This window comes from Microtetraspora sp. AC03309, from assembly GCF_020826795.1.
In the GTDB taxonomy this organism is placed as follows: domain Bacteria; phylum Actinomycetota; class Actinomycetes; order Streptosporangiales; family Streptosporangiaceae; genus Microtetraspora; species Microtetraspora glauca.
The window spans coordinates 43,601-59,501 of record NZ_JADDIL010000028.1; the positions used below are offsets into that span (position 1 = coordinate 43,601).

16 protein-coding genes are annotated in these 15,901 nt (G+C 71.4%); 10 read left to right on the forward strand and 6 right to left on the reverse strand.

What is annotated here, in order from left to right:
* Positions 1 to 32: 32 nt before the first annotated feature.
* Together IMZ11_RS18425 and IMZ11_RS18430 are read left to right on the forward strand one after the other, a co-directional pair.
* Positions 33 to 1,478 carry an FG-GAP and VCBS repeat-containing protein gene (locus tag IMZ11_RS18425; RefSeq protein WP_228643052.1) on the forward strand — a complete coding sequence of 482 codons (1,446 nt, stop codon included), beginning with the start codon at positions 33 to 35 and terminating at the stop codon, positions 1,476 to 1,478.
* A 152-nt stretch (positions 1,479 to 1,630) separates the two neighbouring features.
* Positions 1,631 to 3,100 carry an FG-GAP repeat protein gene (locus IMZ11_RS18430; RefSeq protein ID WP_228643054.1) on the forward strand — a complete coding sequence of 490 codons (1,470 nt, stop codon included), beginning with the start codon at positions 1,631 to 1,633 and terminating at the stop codon, positions 3,098 to 3,100.
* A gap of 131 nt (positions 3,101 to 3,231) precedes the next feature.
* Here the strand turns inward: IMZ11_RS18430 and IMZ11_RS18435 are convergent, their stop codons facing one another.
* Positions 3,232 to 4,785 (reverse strand): alkaline phosphatase, encoded by a 1,554-nt coding sequence (locus tag IMZ11_RS18435; protein WP_228643056.1) that lies wholly within the window; start codon positions 4,783 to 4,785, stop codon positions 3,232 to 3,234.
* Between the two features lie 90 nt (positions 4,786 to 4,875).
* On the reverse strand, positions 4,876 to 5,709 hold the full coding sequence (locus IMZ11_RS18440; RefSeq protein ID WP_228643059.1) for a hypothetical protein: 834 nt from the start codon (positions 5,707 to 5,709) through the stop codon (positions 4,876 to 4,878).
* Positions 5,710 to 5,995: 286 nt separating this feature from the next.
* Here IMZ11_RS18440 and arfB point away from each other — a divergent pair, with 286 nt between their 5' ends.
* Both arfB and IMZ11_RS18450 read left to right on the forward strand, forming a co-directional pair.
* Positions 5,996 to 6,418, forward strand: a complete 423-nt coding sequence (gene arfB / locus IMZ11_RS18445) for an alternative ribosome rescue aminoacyl-tRNA hydrolase ArfB (RefSeq protein WP_061260195.1) — start codon at positions 5,996 to 5,998, stop codon at positions 6,416 to 6,418.
* Between the two features lie 17 nt (positions 6,419 to 6,435).
* Positions 6,436 to 6,891, forward strand: a complete 456-nt coding sequence (locus IMZ11_RS18450; protein WP_228643061.1) for an NUDIX domain-containing protein — start codon at positions 6,436 to 6,438, stop codon at positions 6,889 to 6,891.
* 6 nt (positions 6,892 to 6,897) lie between these two features.
* Here IMZ11_RS18450 and IMZ11_RS18455 read toward each other — a convergent pair whose 3' ends face one another.
* Both IMZ11_RS18455 and IMZ11_RS18460 read right to left on the reverse strand, forming a co-directional pair.
* A complete protein-coding gene (locus IMZ11_RS18455; RefSeq protein ID WP_228643063.1) occupies positions 6,898 to 7,539 on the reverse strand; it encodes a DinB family protein in 642 nt (213 codons plus the stop codon).
* 54 nt (positions 7,540 to 7,593) lie between these two features.
* Complete coding sequence (locus IMZ11_RS18460; protein WP_228643065.1) at positions 7,594 to 8,373, reverse strand: HAD-IIA family hydrolase; 780 nt, start codon at positions 8,371 to 8,373, stop codon at positions 7,594 to 7,596.
* A 313-nt stretch (positions 8,374 to 8,686) separates the two neighbouring features.
* On the opposite strand from IMZ11_RS18460, the gene IMZ11_RS18465 reads away from it, so the two are divergent.
* From IMZ11_RS18465 to IMZ11_RS18480, 4 genes are all read left to right on the forward strand, one after another.
* Positions 8,687 to 9,598, forward strand: a complete 912-nt coding sequence (locus tag IMZ11_RS18465) for an ABC transporter substrate-binding protein (protein ID WP_228643067.1) — start codon at positions 8,687 to 8,689, stop codon at positions 9,596 to 9,598.
* A 3-nt stretch (positions 9,599 to 9,601) separates the two neighbouring features.
* Positions 9,602 to 10,456: an amino acid ABC transporter permease gene (locus tag IMZ11_RS18470; protein ID WP_228643069.1), complete on the forward strand. Its 855-nt coding sequence runs from the start codon at positions 9,602 to 9,604 to the stop codon at positions 10,454 to 10,456.
* Positions 10,457 to 10,470: 14 nt separating this feature from the next.
* The gene (locus tag IMZ11_RS18475; RefSeq protein ID WP_374462321.1) at positions 10,471 to 11,241 is read left to right on the forward strand and encodes an amino acid ABC transporter ATP-binding protein; all 771 of its coding nucleotides are present in this window, start codon (positions 10,471 to 10,473) and stop codon (positions 11,239 to 11,241) included.
* 157 nt (positions 11,242 to 11,398) lie between these two features.
* Positions 11,399 to 12,445 (forward strand): LLM class flavin-dependent oxidoreductase, encoded by a 1,047-nt coding sequence (locus IMZ11_RS18480; protein ID WP_228643071.1) that lies wholly within the window; start codon positions 11,399 to 11,401, stop codon positions 12,443 to 12,445.
* A gap of 37 nt (positions 12,446 to 12,482) precedes the next feature.
* Here the strand turns inward: IMZ11_RS18480 and IMZ11_RS18485 are convergent, their stop codons facing one another.
* Positions 12,483 to 13,382 carry a TIGR03619 family F420-dependent LLM class oxidoreductase gene (locus IMZ11_RS18485; RefSeq protein ID WP_228643073.1) on the reverse strand — a complete coding sequence of 300 codons (900 nt, stop codon included), beginning with the start codon at positions 13,380 to 13,382 and terminating at the stop codon, positions 12,483 to 12,485.
* Positions 13,383 to 13,404: 22 nt separating this feature from the next.
* On the opposite strand from IMZ11_RS18485, the gene IMZ11_RS18490 reads away from it, so the two are divergent.
* Complete coding sequence (locus IMZ11_RS18490; protein WP_228643075.1) at positions 13,405 to 14,601, forward strand: phosphotransferase family protein; 1,197 nt, start codon at positions 13,405 to 13,407, stop codon at positions 14,599 to 14,601.
* A 97-nt stretch (positions 14,602 to 14,698) separates the two neighbouring features.
* The gene (locus tag IMZ11_RS18495; RefSeq protein ID WP_228643077.1) at positions 14,699 to 14,974 is read left to right on the forward strand and encodes a zf-TFIIB domain-containing protein; all 276 of its coding nucleotides are present in this window, start codon (positions 14,699 to 14,701) and stop codon (positions 14,972 to 14,974) included.
* Positions 14,975 to 15,133: 159 nt separating this feature from the next.
* On the opposite strand, the gene IMZ11_RS18500 is transcribed toward IMZ11_RS18495, so the two are convergent.
* Positions 15,134 to 15,805 carry a hypothetical protein gene (locus IMZ11_RS18500; protein WP_228643079.1) on the reverse strand — a complete coding sequence of 224 codons (672 nt, stop codon included), beginning with the start codon at positions 15,803 to 15,805 and terminating at the stop codon, positions 15,134 to 15,136.
* Positions 15,806 to 15,901: the final 96 nt, after the last annotated feature.

Consider the following 15,901-nt stretch of genomic DNA (forward strand, 5'->3'; position numbering starts at 1 on the left):
TGGTGCGCGCGACCATTCTGAGCGGATTTGTCATGGGCAGGTTTGTCATGGGCGGATTCGCGCCCCGCCTCCTCGCCGGTGTCCTCGCCGCCACGACGGCGGCCTGCGCGGCGAACTCCGGCGCGGGCGCCTCCGCGCCTCCCACGCCGGTGGCCGCCTTGCCCTCGAGCCCGGGGCCGGTGACCGGCGCTCCCACGGCGACACCGGCGGCGAGCGCGCGGAAGGCGGCGAAGGCTCATGACTACAACGGCGACGGGTACGCCGACCTGGTCATCGGCGCACCGGAGGGAACGGTGAACGGCGCGAAGGGCGCCGGTCACGTGAACGTGGTGTACGGCTCCACGACCGGCGTGACCGGCGCGGACCGGCACGTCATCGGCAGGGGCGGCGCGGCCGTGAAGGGCGAGGGATTCGGCGCGACCCTCGCCTCCGGCGACATCGACGGCGACGGATACGCCGATCTGGTGATCGGCGCACCGGGCAAGGGCGGGCGGACGGGATCCGTGGCGATCGCCTTCGGCGGCGGGCGGGGACTCACCGACCGAACCGTCACGCCGGCGCAGCCCGAGGGCACCATCGGATTCGGCGCCGCGCTGGCCGTCGGCGACTTCGACCACGACGGCCACGACGACTTGGCGGTGGCCACCTTCGACACGGTATGGGTGACCTCCGGAGGGAAGGCGGTCCGCGAGGGAACGGCGACCTGGAAGACCGTCATGGGCCCCACCGCCCGCGTCGCCACGCTCGCGGCCGGTGACGTCGACGGGGACGGGTTCGCCGACCTCGCCGTGGTCTACTCCGAGGACGACCCGGCCGACGAGGGCACCGGTGTGGTGTACCAGGGGTCGCGGTCGGGACTGGCGGGCCGCCTGCCCGGAACGTTCCCGGGCTGGGGCGTGGGCGACGTGGCGATCGGCGACCTCGACGGCGACGGCTACGGCGACGTGGTCGCGGGCAACGCCTACGCCGACGCCGAGGACGAGGGAGGCCAGATCTACGTCAGCCGTGGCTCCGCCGAAGGCCTGCGGGGCACACGCGCGCTGTGGACGCTGACGTCTCCCGGCATGCCGCTGCCGCCCGCGGACACGAGCGGCTTCGGAGGGGCGGTCGCGGTCGGCGACGTCAACGGCGACGGGTACGCCGACGTCGCGGTCGGCGCGAGCGGCGGCGCCGGGGCGGCCTTCGTCCTGTACGGCGGCAAGGACGGATTGTCGACGCGGGGCGCCCAGATGTTCGACCTCCGGTCCGCCGGTGTCCAGGGCGACTTCCTCCAGGGGTTCGGCCAGGAGGTGGCCCTGGCCGACCTCGACGGGAACGGCGGGGCCGAGCTCATCGTCTCCACTCGCGCCGAGGAACGCGTGACCGTGCTCTCTCCCGCAGGAGGTCCGGAGCGGAGCGGAGCGGGCGGGGTGGGGAAGCCCGGCACGCAGTTCGCCCCCGAGCAGGAGGGTGAGGGGTTCGGCCGTCCACTGAACTGAACGCGCCCCCGTCTGTGCCGCCCACCGCCCGCCGCCCGCCGACCGCCGACCGCCTCGGGATGTCGCGAGCACGCGGCCGAGTTCAGGTAGCCGACCCAGGGGGTTCATATCGTGGTGGGCCGGATGTCCGATTCACTGGGGACGATCCGGCCATGAGCGTCACTCGCCGCACCGTCCTGATTCCGCTGGTCACCGCCCTGACCGCTCCCTGGGTCGTCGGCCCGTCACTCGCGCTGCCCGCGACCGCCGCGTCCTGCCCCGCGTTCCTCGCGGTCGCCGCGCCGTACGCCACCGTGGACGGGCGGCCGCGCGCCGGGACGGTCACCCTGTTCCACGGCTCGAAGAAGGTCGCGACGCTGCACCAGGGCGCGGCCGGGATCTCCGGCACACCGGAACGCGACGACGCGTTCGGATCGGCTCTGGTCAAGGGGGACTTCGACGGCGACGGGTGCGCCGACCTGGCGATCGGCGCGTCCGAGGAGTTCTCCGGCGATCGTGTCCCCGGAGCGGACGGGAACGGCGTCGTGCACATCCTGTACGGCACGCCACACGGCCTGAAGGAGGTCGGGACGGTCGATGTCACCCTTCTCGGCCGGAAGTACGGTTCCGACCGGTTCGGGGCGGCCCTGGCCGCCGGTGACCTCGACGGGGACGGCGACGACGAGCTGGTCGTGGGCGTCCCCGGCCTCGACGGGGGCGGCGGCGTCGGGATCTTCGGCTCAGGGGGCGCCGAGCCGTACGGGAAGGGCCGGCTCATCACGCAGGCGACGAGCTGGGTGGGCCAGGAACCCGGGGAGACGGACCAGTTCGGAGTGGCGCTGGCGACCGGGGACTTCGACGGCGACGGGGACGACGAGCTCGCGGTGGGCGCTCCCGGGGACGGCGGCACACGGTCCGGATCGGGGGTGGTCACGGTCATCGACCCGCGCACGCGGTACGCGGGGGTCTACACGCAGGAAAGCCCGGGTGTGAAGGGCGACGGCGAGAAGTGGGACGCCTTCGGCGCCGCGCTCGCCTCCGGCGACTTCAACGGCGACGGGCGGGACGACCTGGCGATCGGCGTGCCCGGCGAGGACCTGTCCACGGTGGTGCGCGGCATGGACTACGGCGACGGGGCGGTCAACGTCCTGTACGGCTCCCGCCGCGGTCTGACCGCCGTCGGCAGCGAGCTCTGGTCGCGGAACACCCTCAAGGGGACGCCGCACTACTACGACAGGTTCGGCACGTCGCTCGCGGCGGGCGATCTGAACGGTGACGGGGACGACGAGCTGATCGTGGGCGTTCCCGGCGAGGACGCCGTCCAGGTGCTCGCGGGTACGCGGTCCGGTGGGCTGACCCGCGAGAACGACGTGCTGGTGACCGGCCTGAAGGGCAGCGGCTTCGGCTCCTCGGTCGGGGTCGGCGACGGCGGGCTGCTGGTCGCGTCCGCGGCGACGGGCACGGTGACGCTGATCGGCACGGAACGGAAGAAGGGCCCCTTCACCGGCCTGCTGCCCGGGACCGCGCGGGTGCTCACCGGCGGCGCCGGAGCCAGGTACGAGAACGCCGGCCACACCGACGGCCACACCGACGGGGCCGGTGCGGGCGGGGACGGTGACCTCTTCGGCTACGCCCTCGCCTGAGGTCCCGGCCCGACGCCCTCGCCTGGCGCCCTCGCCTGAGGTCCTGGCCCGAGGTCCCGGCTGACGGGCGCGGGCTCAGGCCGGAGCGCCGCACCAGCGGCCCCGGCAGGCTCCGCGCGAATGGAACGGGGTCAGGTGAGCTCGCCGTGGCCGGAGGGGACGGTGAACCGGGCCGACGTCCGCGCGGGAGCGCCGCGCCGCGAGACGTACTCCAGCGTGCGGAACTCGGCCCGCAGTTCCTCGGGCGTCACCCGGCACACGATGTAGCCGCGCCGCTGGTCGATGTAGGAGATGTGCGGGTTCTCCCGCAGCAGCTCGGCGACACGGGCCTCGTCGCGGTAGCCGTCGCCGTCGCTGGAGACCGACGAGGTGACGAGCTCGACCGCGACCGGGTCGGACGACGTGTCGTCGAAGTCGGGACGCAGCGAGGCCGCGTGGTGCATGTGCGCGTCCCCGGTGAGGACGACGGGGTTGGCCGCGCCCGCGTCCCTGATTCCGGTGAGCAGCCGGGTCCGGTCGGCCGCGTACCCGTCCCAGCTGTCCATGTTGAGCTCCTTGCCCGGTCCTTCCTTGAAGTCGCGCTGCGCCATCAGGACCTGCTGGCCGATGAGGTTCCAGCGGGCGTCCGACCGGCCGAGGCCGTCCAGGAGCCAGCGGCGCTGGTCCGCGCCGAGGATCGTGCGGCGGTCGCTCAGCCGTTCGTCGCATCCGGCCCGGTCGCCGTCGTCGCACGCCTGGTCGTCGCGGAACTGGCGGGTGTCGAGCAGGTGGAAGTCGGCCAGCGCGCCCCAGGAGACGCGGCGGTTGATCCGCATCCGGGCACCTCGCGGCACGCTCGCCCGGCGCAGCGGCATGTTCTCGTAGTACGCCTGGAAGGCATGGGCGACCCGGTCGGAGAACTCCGGCGCGCCGGTGCTGGAGACCGGTCCCGCCCAGTTGTTCTCGATCTCGTGGTCGTCGAAGGCCACCAGCCACGGGGCGACGCGGTGCGCGGCCCGCAGGTCGGGGTCGCTCTTGTACTGCGCGTGCCGCAACCGGTAGTCGGCGAGCGTCAGGCAGGTGGCGCCCGCGAAGGAACGCACCGTGCCGCTCACCGCCGTGTACCCGTCGGGCCGGTACTCGTACATGTAGTCGCCGAGGTGCACGACCAGGTCCGGCTCCTGCTCGGCGAGCCGCCGGTAGGTCGTGAAGTAGCCGTGCTCCCAGTGCGCGCACGCCGCCACCGCGAAGGTCAGGTTCCCGGCCGCGGAACCTGACGCGGGCGCCGTGCGCGTACGGCCGACGGGCGACAGGTGGCCGTCCGCGCGGAAGCGGTAGAAGTACTCCCGGCCGGGTTCGAGTCCGGCGGCCTCGACGTGCACGCTGTGCGCGGATTCCGGCCGGGCCACGGCCGTGCCCGACGTGACGAGGGTGGAGAACCGCTCGTCGGCGGCGAGCTGCCACTCGACCTCGACGGCGCGTCCGGGCATCCCGGCGAGCCCGTCGGGCGCGAGAGGGTCCAGGGCGAGCCGGGTCCACAGCACGACGCCGTCCGCCGTCGGGTCTCCCGAGGCGATGCCGAGCGCGAACGGATCCGCCCGCAATGTACGGCCACGCGTGGGCCGGGCCGACCCCGTGAGCATCAGGCCGCCCGCGCCGGCGGTCACCACTGACAGGAACGCTCTTCGTGACGTGTTCGTCTGCACACCCGGAGTGCAACCCAGCGGGTTTACACGTCGCGGCTGGCCCTGTGACCTGCGCGGGAACCCCTGATGAACAGTGCGGTGCGGCCCGCGTCAGACGTACGGCCGCAGGTAGTCGTTGGCCGAGCCGCAGCCCAGATAGTTCCGTACGGTGTGGAAGTCCAGCCAGTCGATGTTGCACGCCACGTCGCGTTCGATCCCCTCGAAGTGGTCGCGCAGCCCCGGCGGGATCGCGGCGATGTCGTCCTTGTCGGCGATGTTGATCCAGCGGCCCACGCCGGGCGGCCGGGCTCCCCTGCCGTGGACGGGCAGCGGAAGCAGGCGTTCGAAGACGACGTTCCGCATCGCGAGCGGGCTGCCCAGCGTGACGAGCAGCTCGGTGGACAGGTCGGGGTGGGCCCAGAACGCCTCGTAGGCGACGACGCTGCCGAGCGAGTGGGCGACGACGACCCGCGGCTGCCTGCGCCGGATGACGTCCGCGACGGTGTCCCTGGCCTTCGTTCTCGGGTCGCCGCCGCCGAGGTAGGCCGCCACCTCGGGGCAGAAGTCCTCGGCGAACCGCACCGCCTGGTCGCCCAGCCTGCCGAGCAGCCATTCGGCGAGCCTGTGGGCGATCCCGGTGAGCGTCTCGCCCGCCTGGCTCGGCAGCCGCCCGTCGAGCTGCTTCGCCCAGTCGGAGAACACCAGCTTCGCGTCCGGCGCCATCTGCCTGACCGGTGCAGGAGCGGTCCGGCGCAGATGGTGGGCGTAGTACGCGATCTCGGAGAAGTACTCGGCGCCGCCGTACGGCGCTCCGGCGCGCAGCCCCTTGTCGAGGTAGCCGTTCCACTTGAGCCGCATGGTCTCGGCGGCCCTGCCCGGTGACCCTCCGGCCTCCTGGTAGTAGTGGTATTTGCCGATCCCGTGAACTCCGACGATCGTCGTCATGCTCGTGCCCCCGCCTCCACACTCCGTACCCCGCCGAACGTGATCCGCCGAACGTGATCCGCGGGCGCCCGGGGATCGCCGAGGCGCACTCCGCCTGGTTCACTGGGATAAACCAGTTGATCGTGCCATGGGCGGGATCGCTACGCTGAACCACTCTCGACGCCATCCCGTCACCATGCCGAGGCCATCTCGACACCATCTCCGGCACCGGATGTACGCGACACGAACGCCGAGATACGCCGACAAAAGACGGCATAACGCGACAGAGAATGAGAAAGAGGAGACCATGCCAGGCCCGTTGCACGTCCGCGGCTCGGTCGTGATCCCGGAGGCGGAGCTCGGCTGGCGGTTCTCACGCTCATCCGGCCCCGGCGGCCAGGGGGTCAACACCACCGACAGCCGGGTCGAGCTGAGCTTCAACGTGGAGACCACGACCGCGCTCGGCCCCGCCCTGCGGACCCGGGCGCTCGAACGGCTCGCCTCCCGGCTCCACGACGGCGTTCTCACGGTCGCGGCGTCCGAGCACCGCTCCCAGCTGCGCAACCGGGAGGCCGCCGAGATACGGCTGGCGCACCTGATCCGCGAGGCGATCGCGCCGCCCCCCAGGCGACGCCGCGCCACCAAGCCCTCCCGGGCGTCGGTCGAGCGCCGCCTGACGGCCAAACGACACCGCTCCGATGTCAAGCGCCTCCGTCGGGGCGAGGAGTGACCACGTAGGCTGAGGAGATGGAACTCCCCCCGAGCGTGCGGGCCGTACTCCTCGATAACGAGGGCGACGAGGACCGGCTGATCCTCTTCCGGCGCACCGTGCCGGGCCGCGACCTCTACTGGTCCGTTCCCGGCGGCCACGTCGAGCCCGAGGACGCCACGCTTGAGGACACGCTCCGGCGGGAGATGCTGGAGGAGCTCGGCGCGACCGTCGACGCGATCACCCCGCTCACCACGCTGAGCTGCGTCCAGGAGAACGGCGTCAAGACCCAGCACGTGTACGGCTGCCGCCTCGTCACGATGGACGTGGCGCTGCGCTGCGGGCCCGAGTTCTCCGACCCCGCCCGCGGCCACTACGAGGTGGTGCGGCTGCCGCTGCGGCCCGAGGAGATCAGCGCGATCAACCTGATCCCCGAGGAGCTGGGGACCTATCTCGGCGAGCACATCTCCCGGCTGCCCGAACTGATCGGCTGACCGGGGTCAGTACCGGCGGTCCTCCATCTCCCAGATGTGGTCGATGACGTGCCAGGTGATGCGGCGAACCGCGTAACGGACCGGCCAGCCGCCCGGCACGGCCGCGCCCGTCACGGCGTCACCCGGACGGGCGAGGGTGTCCGCCAGCTCGGCGCGCATGGCGTCCCTGGCCTCCCGGTCGCCGTGGAACGGCTTGTGCCGTACACCGACCTTGCGGGCGTAGGCGCGTTCCGCCTCGACGACGTGGGCGACCATCGGATCGCGGTCCCGGCCGCCGCCCCTCGGGCCCTTGCGCAGTTCCTCGGGTGAGACCGCGGTCACCTCGTCGAAGATCTCCCAGGCGGCCCGCATCAGCGCGACCCCGCGCCCGGCCTCCGCCGCGTCCACGGGGGCGGCGTCGGCCTCGGGAACCGCGTCCGGGGCGCCGAAGTCCGTGGTCGAGGTCCCCGGTACCCGCTCGACCACGACCGGGTCCCCGGGCGAGAACGCCAGCCCCGCCCGCTCGGCGATCACGCGATAGCGCGGCGCGTAGTCGGTCAGGGCGTCCAGCGCCGACTCCTCCGACCGGCCGATCCGGCACCAGCCGGGCCAGCCGAGCGAGCAGGCGAAGACCTTCTTCGGTCCCAGCTCCAGGTAAACGCGGTTCATGGGGTCAGCTTCGCAGCCGATCCTGCCAGGCCGTGACAGGAATCGAACGGGAACTCAGACGGCGTCGATCAGGTCGGCGACCGAGTTGACCACCTGTGACGGGCGGAAGGGGAACCGGTCGATCTGGTCCTTCTGCGTCACTCCGGTCAGCACCAGGATCGTGTGCAGGCCCGCCTCCATGCCGCAGACCACGTCGGTGTCCATCCGGTCGCCGATCATGGCGGTGTTCTCGCTGTGCGCGTCGATCCGGTTCAGCGCGCTGCGCATCATCATGGGGTTCGGCTTGCCCACGAAGTACGGCTCGACACCGGTGGCCCTGGTGATCAGGGCGGCGACGGCGCCGCAGGCCGGGAGGGAGCCCTCGTTCGACGGCCCGACCGGGTCGGGGTTCGTGGCGATGAACCTGGCGCCGTTCTCGATCAGCCGGATCGCCCGCGTTATCGACGTGAAACTGTAGGTCCGGGTCTCTCCGAGCACCACGTAGTCGGGGTCGAGGTCGGTCAGCACGTACCCCGACTGGTGCAGCGCGGTGGTCAGCCCCGCCTCCCCGATGACGTACGCGGAGCCCTCGGGACGCTGGCTCGCCAGGAACGCCGCGGTCGCGAGGGCCGATGTCCAGATGGACTCCGGCGGGACGTCAAGGCCGGCGGCGCGAAGCCGTACGGACAGATCACGGGGGGTGTAGATGGAGTTGTTGGTGAGTACGAGAAAGCGTCGTCCCGTCTCGCGCAGTTTGGTGATGAACTCGTCGGCACCCGGCACCGGATGCCCCTCGTGAACCAGCACACCGTCCATGTCCGACAGCCAGCATTCGATCGCTTTACCCTCACTCATGCCTCCAGCATGTCAGGGAGCGTGCCGGGCCCGCGAGACGCGTGCGGGCAGGGGGCGGGGGCCGGCGGCCGGACGGTACGCGAGCTGGAAGATCATCGTTAACACGACTGGCACACCGGAAGGGTTGCGGACGATTCCCACATCTGGGATAACGTGTCCCATCCCGAAAAACCATTCGAGGAGAGTCACCCTGGTGCCCGTTTCCAGAGACCGAGGCGTCATCATCGCTCCGGGCACCGGTTACCGGCGCCACCAGGCCGAAACCCCACGCACGGCCGGGCGCGAGCCGGCCGGATGAACCAAGGAGTGCCTCGTGCTTCCACGATCAATCACGCGGCGCCGTATCGCGGCGGTCGGCGCGCTCGCCATCGCCGCGGGGCTCACCCTCTCGGCATGCGGCGGCGACGACACCGCCGGCACTGACACCGCTGCTCCGGCCCCCAGCGCCCAGAGCGCGCTGGCCAAGCTCGTACCGGAGAACATCGCGGCGGACGGCAAGATCCTCATCGGCAGCGACGCCTCCTACCCGCCCAACGAGTCCGTCGACCCGGCCACCCAGAAGATCGTCGGCTGGGAGGTCGAGCTGGGCGAGGCGCTCGCCGCCAAGCTCGGTCTCAAGGCCGACTTCCAGAACGCCGGCTTCGACACGATCATTCCGGGCATCCAGTCCGGCAAGTACGAGCTCGGCGTCTCGTCGTTCACCGACAACGCCGAGCGCGAGAAGGTCGTCGACTTCGTGACGTACTACTCGGCCGGTGTCTCGTGGGCCGCGCTGAAGGGCAACCCCAAGGGCGTCAACCCCGACGACGCCTGCGGCAAGAAGATCGGCGTCCAGCAGGGCACGGTCGAGGTCGACGACATCAAGGCCCGCAGCGAGAAGTGCGTCAAGGACGGCAAGCCCGCGATCGAGCAGGTCGTGCGCAAGGGGCAGACCGAGGTCAACGCGGACCTGGTCTCCGGCAAGATCGACGGCATGCTCGCCGACTCCCCCATCGTCGGCTACGCCGTCAAGGAGACCGGTGACAAGCTCGAGGTCATCGGGCAGGTCTACGACGCGGCCCCCTACGGCTTCGCCGTCGGGAAGAACTCGGGCACGATGAAGGACGCGGTCCTCGGCGCGCTCAAGGAGCTCATCGCGGACGGTACCTACACGAAGATCCTTGAGAAGTGGGGCGTCCAGGACGGCGCCATCACGACCCCGGTGATCAACGGCGCCGGCGGCTGATCCATGTCGGTCGGCGAAACAGAGCCGCGTCCCGCGGCGGTCAAAGCCGTACCGGTGCGTCACCCCGGCCGCTGGGTGGCCGGGGTGGCGGTCGCGGTGCTGGCCGCGATGCTGATCAACAACCTGGTCACCAACGAGGCGTACAACTGGTCCGAGCAGCTCAAGTACCTGTTCTCGCCCGCGGTCCTCGATGGTGTGCGCAACACGATCTGGCTGACCGTCGCCGCCATGATCGGCGGTGTCGTCCTCGGCATCGTGCTCGCGCTGATGCGGCTGTCCGCCAACCCGCTGCTGCGCGGCGCGGCCTGGCTGTACATCTGGGTCTTCCGCGGCACGCCGCTGTTCACCCAGTTGCTGATCTGGGGGAACATCGGAGCCCTCTTCCCCACTCTGGGACTGGGCATCCCGTTCGGCCCGGAGTTCGTCACCGCGCAGACCAACGCGCTGTACAGCGCGGCCGCGGCGGCGGCGCTCGGTCTGATCTTCAACGAGGCGGCCTACATGGCCGAGATCGTGCGCGGTGGCATACAGTCGGTGGACGAGGGCCAGCAGGAGGCGGCCAGCGCGCTCGGTCTGACCAGGCCGCAGACGCTGCGCCGGATCATCCTGCCCCAGGCCATGCGAGTGATCGCACCGCCCACCGGCAACGAGGCGATCTCGATGCTGAAGAACACCGCCCTGGTCGCGGCCATCCCGTACCTGGAACTGACGTTCACCGTGCAGAACATCTACTCGCACACCTACCAGATCATCCCCATGCTGGTCATGGCCTGCCTCTGGTACCTGTTCCTTTCGTCGATCATGATGATCGGGCAGCACTACCTCGAGCGCTACTACGGCAAGGGGTACTCCCGGTGAGCGAACAGACGGACATGCCGATGGGCGACCTGATGGTGAAGGCCGAGCAGGTCTGCAAGAACTTCGGCCACGTGGAGGTTCTCAAGGGCATCGACCTGCAGGTACGGCAGGGCGAGGTGATGTGCGTCGTCGGTCCTTCCGGATCCGGGAAGTCCACCTTCCTGCGCTGCATCAACCACCTGGAGAAGATCGACGCGGGCCGGCTGTGGGTCGACGGGCACCTCGTCGGCTACCGCCAGCGTGGCGACAAGCTGTACGAGCTCCGCGAGAAGGAGGTCGCCGCGCAGCGCAGGGACATCGGCATGGTGTTCCAGCGGTTCAACCTCTTCCCGCACATGACGGCGCTGCAGAACGTCATGGAGGCGCCGATCCTCGTCAAGGGCGAGAGCCGGGACGCCGCCAAGGCCAGGGCCGAGCAGCTGATGGAGCGGGTGGGCCTGTCCGACCGGATGGGCAACTATCCCTCACAGCTGTCCGGCGGCCAGCAGCAGCGCGTCGCCATCGCGCGGGCGCTCGCGATGCAGCCCAAGCTCATGCTGTTCGACGAGCCCACCTCCGCTCTGGACCCGGAGCTCGTCGGCGAGGTCCTGGACGTCATGCGCGACCTGGCCCGAGAGGGCATGACCATGGTGGTCGTCACCCACGAGATGGGCTTCGCCAGAGAGGTCGGCGACTCGCTGGTCTTCATGGACGGCGGCGTGGTCGTCGAGCAGGGCGTCCCGCGCGAGGTGCTGACCAACCCCCAGCACGCCCGTACACAGGCGTTCCTGTCCAAGGTCCTCTGAACCGGTCCGAGCCGGCCGTGATCACGCGGGGTCTCTCCGAGGGCTTCGGGTGATCACGGCGCCGGCGGCCGCGCGTCGGCGGATCGCGGACGCGCCGTGACAGCAAAAAAACCGAGACATCCGAAATAAACGGAAAACCACTCCGGTTGTTCGGGGCGTGACCACGGACATCATTCGCGGCGTCCCGCGCGGGACGGCCGACGCCCCCTTGTCGATCCTCGAACTCGCGACCGTCGGCGAGGGAAGCACTCCCGCCGACTCGCTCCGGGCGAGCACCGAGCTGGCCCGACGCGCCGAGGAGTGGGGCTACCACCGCATCTGGGTCGCCGAACACCACGGCATGCCCGGCGTGGCCAGCTCCTCCCCCGCCGTGATCATCGCCCATCTGGCGGCGGCGACGCGCACGATCAGGGTCGGCTCCGGCGGCGTCATGCTGCCCAACCACGCTCCGCTGGTCGTCGCCGAACAGTTCGGCACGCTGCACGCGCTGCATCCCGGCCGGATCGACCTCGGCCTCGGCCGCGCGCCGGGCACCGACATGGCGACCGCGAACGCCCTGCGCCGCTCCGCCGACGTCGATCCGAACGAGTTCCCCCAGCAGGTGGCCGAGCTGACCTCCTTCCTCGACGGCGCGTTCCCCGAGGACCATCCGTACGCGCGGATCCAGGCGATCCCCAGGACCGACGACCGGCCGCCCATCTGGCTGCTCGGATCCAGCGGATTCAGCGCCAGGCTGGCCGGGCTGCTCGGGCTGCCTTTCGCCTTCGCCCACCACTTCAGCGCGGAGAACACCGAGCCCGCGCTCGACCTCTACCGGTCCTCGTTCCGGCCGTCCGAGGTGCTCGCGGAGCCGTACGCGCTGATCGGTGTGGCGGCCGTCGCGGCGGACACGGAGGCGGAGGCGCTCCGGCAGGCCATGCCGGGCGCGCTGTCGTGGCTGCGCATGCGCCGCGGCAAGCCGGGCCTGTTCCCCTCACCGGAGACCGCCGAGGCGTACCCGTTCACCCCGATGGAGATGGACTTCGTCCGCGAGCGGCTGTCCAACGTGGTGCACGGAGACGCCGAAGGCGTCCGCGCAGGTCTGGACGAGCTGCGCAAGCGCACCGGCGCCGACGAACTGATGATCACCACGATGGTGCACGGCGCCGAGGCACGGCTGCGTTCCTACGAGCTCATCGCCCGGGTCCACGGCATGACGGCATAGCCCGGCGGGCGAGGCGACGCGCCCGCCGGGGCACGGGTCAGGACGGAGTGGGGGCGAGCGCTTCGAGCGCCTCCTCGGCCCGGCGCATCGACTCGACGGGATCCGCGTCCGGGTTGCCGATCTCCGGGTCGAAGTTGAGATCGTGGAAGACCTCCGTCACGCCCTTCGCCCCGAGGGCCGCCACATCGGCGCGGATCTTCTCGTAGGAGCCGGCGAGCGGCCCCTCGTCGGTCGCGCGTACCCGGGTGACTCCCCGGCAGACGAAGCGCAGTCTGCCGGGATCACGCCCCGCCTCGCGTGCCGCGTCCTTGACGACGGCGATCTGCTCGTCGATCGCGCCCAGATCGGCGCGGCTGGAACTGATCCACCCGTCGGCGATCCTCCCCGCCCTCCGGAGCGCCACGGCGGCCGTGCCGCCCATCAGGATCGGCGGCGCCGGGACGGGCTTCGGATCCTGATGAATGGGCGGCAGTTCGTAGAACTCGCCCTTGTGCTCCACCACGTCCTCCGTCCAGAGGCGGCGGAGGATCTCGACGTACTCCTCCCCTCGCCTGCCACGGCGTTCCATCGGCACGCCGGACGCCAGGAACTCCTCCGGAAGCCAGCCGAGGCCGAGCCCGACGTCGAGCCGCCCTCCCGACACGTCCTGGAGGGTGGCGAGCTGCTTGGCCATCAGAGCGGGAGAGACGAACGGCAGGTTCAGCACCGCGACGCCGAGCCGGACCCGGTCGGTGAGGCCCGCCAGGTAGGACAGGCTGACGATCGGATCCTGGACGCTCCGGTACACCGGCCCCATCGGGTGGCCGACCGGATAGAGCAACCGCTGGAAGGTCCACACCTCGTGGTAGCCCAGTTCCTCGGCACGGCGCGCGATGCGCTTCATGTTCCCCGGTGTCGCCCACGAGCCCGAGACCGGTACGGCGAAGCCAATCTTCATACAGGCACCATAGGCTGAACGCGTGATCGAACTGTCGGCACCGGCTCCGATCGCCTCGCGCGACGGAGCGTCCCCCACCGCCGGAGCGTCCCCCACCGCCGGAGCGGCGGACGCGGCACCCCCGGACGGAGACCCGGCCGGCCCCCCGGACCCGCGCGAGGCACAGACGGCGGGGGCGGCGGAGGCGGACGGCGGGCGGTCCCCCGGAGGGCTCGAACGGCCTGCGCCGGGACTCGGGCGGACCACCGCCGAGCTGATCGGCGATCTCGTCCGGCTCGCACCTCACGAGGGCCCGGTGGCGGTGCTCAAGCAGGGTTCCGGCGCCGCCGCGTGGGGCGACGCCGCCGGAGTCGTGGTGGTCCGGGTGGGCGATGTGGTGCTGAAGGCGCATCCCGAGAGGACCTCCGAGGCGGACCTGCGCGTCCGGCTGGATGCCGCCGGACGGCTGCCCGGCCTGATGCTCGCCCCTCTCCGCCTGGAGCGGCTGGGCACCCGGCTCGTCACGCTCTGGCCGGCGGGCGAGCCGCTGACCCCCGCGGATCTGGAGGCCGGCGACGACCACGCCCCGTGGGAGGAGGGGGCACGGCTGCTGGCCCGGCTGCACGACCACCCCCTGCCCGCGGGGCTGCCCCCGGACGGCGGTCACGCACGCCTCGTGCGCGCGGTCGCCGCACTCGACGGGCTGGACGACGTCCCGCCCGAGATCCGCGGCGCGTACGAAACGCTGCCCTGGAGCCACGACGCCACGGGAGGACCTGGAGAGCCGGGAGAGCTGGAAGGGCTGGGACATGCGGCGCGTCCGGGCCGTCCGATGCCGCCGGACGGCCGGGACCCGGCCGGACGGAGCACGCTGGTGCACGGAGACTGGCACCTCGGCCAGCTCGTCAGGATCGGCGGGACGTGGACGCTGATCGACCCGGACGATCTCGGCGTCGGCGATCCCGCGTGGGATCTGGCCCGGCCCGCCGCCTGGTTCGCGGCCGGACTGCTCGCCACCTCGGCATGGGACCGGTTCCTCGGGGCCTACATCGCCGCAGGCGGGCGCGCGGTCGGCGCCGACGATCCGTGGAGGGAACTCGACCTGCCGGCCCGGGCGTTGACCGTCCAACTGGCCGCGACAGCGGTCGCGACGGCGAGCCGCGCCGGGCGACCACTCGACGACGCGGCGCGGGCGCTGGTCTCCTCCTGCCGGAGGATCCTCGCGGCCGCGCCCGCCTGAGGCGAAGCGGTCGCCGGGCGGTCCAAAGCAGCACAGAGCAGCACGATGCAATACAAAGCAGTACGGAGCAGCAACGCGATCAAGGAGACGATTCCTGATGCAGTGCCCCAAGTGCCGCGGCAACATGCGGACGTTCGACCGCAACGGGATCCACATCGAGCAGTGTGACAACTGCCGCGGCATCTTCCTCGACTACGGCGAGCTGGAGACGCTGACCCGCCTGGAGACCCAGTGGGCGCAGCAGAGCTACGCGCCGCCACCGCCGCCCGCGCACGGAGCCCCGGGCTGGGGCGCTCCGCACGGCGGCCACGGTGGTGGGCACTACGGCCACCGCCGCGACCGCAGCTGGGTGGGCATGCTGTTCTCAAGCTGAACGACCGGGAGCAGCAGGCCGGACCGGCGGGCCGAAGGCGGACCGCCCGGAGCCCGCGGGGGCGAAGCCTGGCTCCTGGAGCCCGAGGGCCGCGATTCACAAAGGATCGCGGCCCTTGCCGTTTCCTCTCGCCGACAGGCAGCGTGTGTTGCACACTCCCTAGTCGAGCCAGATCACGATGCCGGTCAAGCCGTTGAGCACGGCCGCGGCACCGGCCCGGACGGCGCGCCCGGCGCGTTCGGGGGTGAAGGTGGCGGGATCGTACGTCGAGGACATGCCGAGGCCCTCGCCGCGGAACGACGCACCGGTCCAGTCGGCGGCGGTGACGTTCGCCGTGGGCTCGGCCAGTTCGGCGCCGACCACGAGGAACTGCTGGTCGAGGTGGTTGGGAGTGACCAGGGCCAGGGCGTCGATGAGGTCGTTGCCGGCGCTGACGATGAGGTCGGGCTTCATGGCGATCGCGCTGCTGATGCGCGGAACGAACTGGTCCGGCCGCGTGGCCGTGAGGGTCTTGAGGCTGACGTTCTCCTCCTCGGCCCACTCCGTCACGGCGCTCACCAGCGTTTCGGTCTGAGGGTCGTCCCCCACGGTGAGCAGCACCACGCGGTAGCCCTCCGACGGACGGACCCCGTTCCAGGAGCCGGGTCGCGGCGTGATCGTCGCCTCCGGGGCGGGCGAAGCGTCCGGGAAGAACCCCGCGCCGGGGGTGCCGACGGCGGTGGGCTTCGCGTGCGGCCGGGACCAGTCGTCGCCGGAGCCGCATCCGCTGAGCAGTAGAGCGGTCGCGACTGCCGCGGCCAGTGTGCTGGCAGGCAGGAGTCGAGAGCGCATAGAGATCGTCCTCCGGGGGTGGCGGGAAGTGCGCCTACTTCCTACCTCATTGTTCGGGGCCTTCGGGGCGGGGGCCGTCACCCGCCGGGCTTGGTT